This is a genomic window from Nocardia sp. NPDC004722, from assembly GCF_053601505.1.
The window spans coordinates 1-3,343 of record NZ_JBSGBY010000779.1; the positions used below are offsets into that span (position 1 = coordinate 1).

A 3,343-nucleotide genomic window follows, 5' to 3' on the forward strand; every position below is an offset into this window, starting at 1 on the left:
GCCGGGGGGATTTCCCGATGGTCGCGGGTGGCGCGGGTGGATTCGCATTGCGTGCCATGGGCATTGGCGGCGCCGATCTCGAGGTCGGCGTAGAGGATGCCCTCCTCGCCTTCCGCCAGGGGTGTCACGACTTCGGAACCGTCGGCGGCGTAGATGTGGGCGCTGCCGGTCGGTGCGGCGGTGCGGGGGTGCGGCATGCCGCCCCAGGCGGCGGTGCCGACCACGGCGGTGGGGGCGAGCACGAAGGCGCCGACCTCGAGCGCGTACATGCGGCTGACCGTGGTGGGCGCGTCCGGGCCGCCCGCGTCGGGGGTGGGGCTGGCGGGCCAGGCGGCCACGTGGATCTGCTCCTCGTCGGCGCGCAGGGCCCGGGTGAGCAGCGGGCGCTGATTCTCCTGACCGGACAGCGCGCCGTACTTGCCGATCGGGGTGTGGTGCACCGCGGGCAGATTCGGGGTTCCGGAGGCGAAAATCTTGCGTTCGATGCTGTTGAGTCCGGCCTTGCGGCGTACCGACAGCAACTCGCCGGAATCGTCTATTACGGCCTGTGACATATAGATTCGCCGCTCCTGCCGTTCCCCGAATCCGAGGACGACATGAATGCCGTGCGCGGCGGCCGCCGCGGTGATCGCGCGCATTTCCGCGCCATCCCGCGTCATCGAATTCTCGCGGCAGCGGGTCGAATATTCGACATTCCACTGATTCGTATCTATCCAGCGCCACCACGGATATCCCGGGAGAAACGCCTCCGGGAATGCGATCAGCCGAGCACCTCGCATCGCGGCCGCTTCGACCAGTTCGACTACCTGCTCGACGCCGTCGGACAGCCGCAGCCAGCTGGGTTCGGCCTGGACGGCGGCGACTCGCACCGTAATCCTCATCGCTTATCCCTCATGGAACGTGATGCTCGCCCAAGAGTTTCAGCCCATACAAGGGCGACAAGTGCCGAAAGACGGACTTTTCATGCCATCGCGCGAAATGACCCCGGAGTTGTACCCATTTCCAAACGGAAGCTTCGGTAGAAACTCCGTTCCGTCAGGAATCCCGCGGCTTTGGCGACCGCCGAAAGCGGCAACTGCGGCGCATTCCGCAACAGATCGCAAGCACGTTCGATTCGCATGCGCCGCAACACCGTTCCGGGCCCGCCTTCGAACTCACCGAATACCCGATAGAGCGTACGCCGGGACATGCTGCAGCCCTCCGCGATTCGGTCCACGCCGAGGTCCGGATCGGCGCAGTGACTGCGCATGAAGGCCAGCACCCGCTGGCGGTTCAACGCGTCCGCGGACTGGTCGCGCGGCGTGCGCCCGGCCGCGGCGGTGACCGCGGCCGCCATCAGATCCATGCCGGGCTCGGCCAGGATCGCCGCCCCGGTCGGATCGGTGCGCTGCAATGCCGCGACACCACGGAAGAATTGCGCGACGATTCCCGGCGCGGTATCGGGAGAAAAGATGGTCGCGGTCGGAATCTCCTTGCCGTCCAACCCATACCGTTCCTGCAACCGGCTCAGTGGGACCTGCACGACTACTTGCTCGAAGTCCTGGCGGGCGTCCCAATGATAGGGACGGGTGCTGTCGTAGAACACAATTCCGCCGGGGCCGACATCGGCCACGCGACCGTCCTGATGCAGCCGCGCCGTGCCCTGGGTCGGAATGCTGGCGAGCAGGTACTCCTCGTTGCTGCGGGCGATGAGTGAATCGGTGCGCTGGATCACCTGTGGTGTGGAGCCGATTACCGAAAGATCCAGCTCGTCGTATCGCGCGTGTTCGATATACCCGCGAAAACGACCGGTCGGTATTGGCGAAACGGCCAATGGCACATAGGCGGCCGTCACCTGCGCTTCCCACCGCTCGAACGCCTCCGCCGGGGACTGCTCCGGTCCGGACCGTACCTCGATCCGATTGACCGCGTCTGACGCTTCCACTCCCCATCCCTCGACGACAATGGACGGCCATGTACGGCCGAATACTCGGGTGAGTGTGTCAGATCGCGGGATATGGGGCCAATGCACCGGATCGGCGCACGCCCCGCGGGAAACGCCCGTCAGGCCGCCGACTCGAAGCTCAGGTCCAACTCCAGATCCGCGTACAGCAAACCCTGTTCGTGCCCGCTCATCGGCGACGCCAGCTCCTCGCCGCCCGGCGCGAAGATGCGCGCGTGCCCGCCCGGCCCGCGCACCAGCTGCTTGGCCGGCTCACTGCCCCGGCGGCTCTCACTGCCCGCCACATCCATCACCGCGCACGCCGCGATCACGTTCAACTGCCCCACCACCGCGTACCAGAGCGTGGCCGCATTGTTCACGCGCACACCCCAATCCACGTCCCGGGCGACGATGAAACCCGGCCACGAGACCACATGGATCTGCGCACCGGTGCGTTCCAGCTCGCGCCGCGGGGGGAGATGCAACTGCTCGGAGCCGCCCTGCACCGCGATGCGGCCGATGCCGGTACGGAACACCTGCGAGTCGCCGGGCTCGCCACCGCGGAAGATCTTGTGCTCCAGCGGCGTGAGCTCGGGCTTGCGGCGGACTCCGAGCAGTACCCCTCGATCGTCGATGAGGCACTGCGACATGTAGAGCGCGCTGCCACAGCGTTCACTGAAGCCGAGCAGCACATGAATCCGATGCCGCCGCGCGGCATCGGCGAGACGACGGAACTCGGTGCGGCCCACCGTCATCGAATTGGTCCGATACCGCGCGAAGAAGCCCTGGCCCCAGCTCACCGAGTCCAGCCACAGCCACCACGGGTACCCGGGCAGGAAGGTCTCCGGGAAGGCCACCAACTGCGCACCGCCCGCGGCCGCGTCCTCGATCAACTCGATGGCCTGCTGAACTCCCGCACGCAGATCCAGCCATCGTGGTTCGGCTTGGACGGCCGCGACTCGCACCTTCGTCGGCACCTCGGCTCCTTCGACGGATCGGATGATCTGTGCAATCACCCTTCGCCGAACGCGTGTCGCTTTCAGCGACATACCGTGCCGAGCTACAGACCGCGTGTGCCTGCGTCCAGTTGTGACCGAAATTGACCTGGTGTCACGCCGGTTTCCTGCCGAAATGCCCGGTAGAAATGTCGATCGGTCGCAAATCCGGAAGCCGCGGCAACCGCCGACAAGGGCCGGTTCGGGTCCGCGCGCAACAGCCTTCGCGCGTGCTCGACGCGCATCCGGCGCACCAGCGCGGCCGGGCCGCCGATGTCCTCGCACACCCGATACAGCGTGCGGCGCGAGACCAGGCAGGCGTGCGCCACCTCGTCGACGGTGAGGTCCGGATCGGTGTAGCGCCGCCGCAGTACTGCCAGCACCTGCTGCCGGGTGTAGAGCGAGTCCGCCGGGGCGGGCGAGTGCT

4 protein-coding genes are annotated in these 3,343 nt (G+C 67.0%); all 4 read right to left on the reverse strand.

The window, feature by feature from the left end; all coding sequences use genetic code 11:
* Window positions 1-881, reverse strand: an 881-nt coding sequence (locus ACWELQ_RS41670) for a nitrilase-related carbon-nitrogen hydrolase (RefSeq protein WP_452402501.1), incomplete at its 3' end; no start/stop codon positions are given.
* An 80-nt stretch (window positions 882-961) separates the two neighbouring features.
* Window positions 962-1,924 (reverse strand): AraC-like ligand-binding domain-containing protein, encoded by a 963-nt coding sequence (locus tag ACWELQ_RS41675; protein ID WP_452402502.1) that lies wholly within the window; start codon window positions 1,922-1,924, stop codon window positions 962-964.
* 119 nt (window positions 1,925-2,043) lie between these two features.
* Window positions 2,044-2,898, reverse strand: a complete 855-nt coding sequence (locus ACWELQ_RS41680) for a nitrilase-related carbon-nitrogen hydrolase (protein WP_452402503.1) — start codon at window positions 2,896-2,898, stop codon at window positions 2,044-2,046.
* An 83-nt stretch (window positions 2,899-2,981) separates the two neighbouring features.
* On the reverse strand, window positions 2,982-3,343 hold a 362-nt coding region (locus ACWELQ_RS41685), incomplete at its 5' end, for a helix-turn-helix transcriptional regulator (protein ID WP_452402504.1).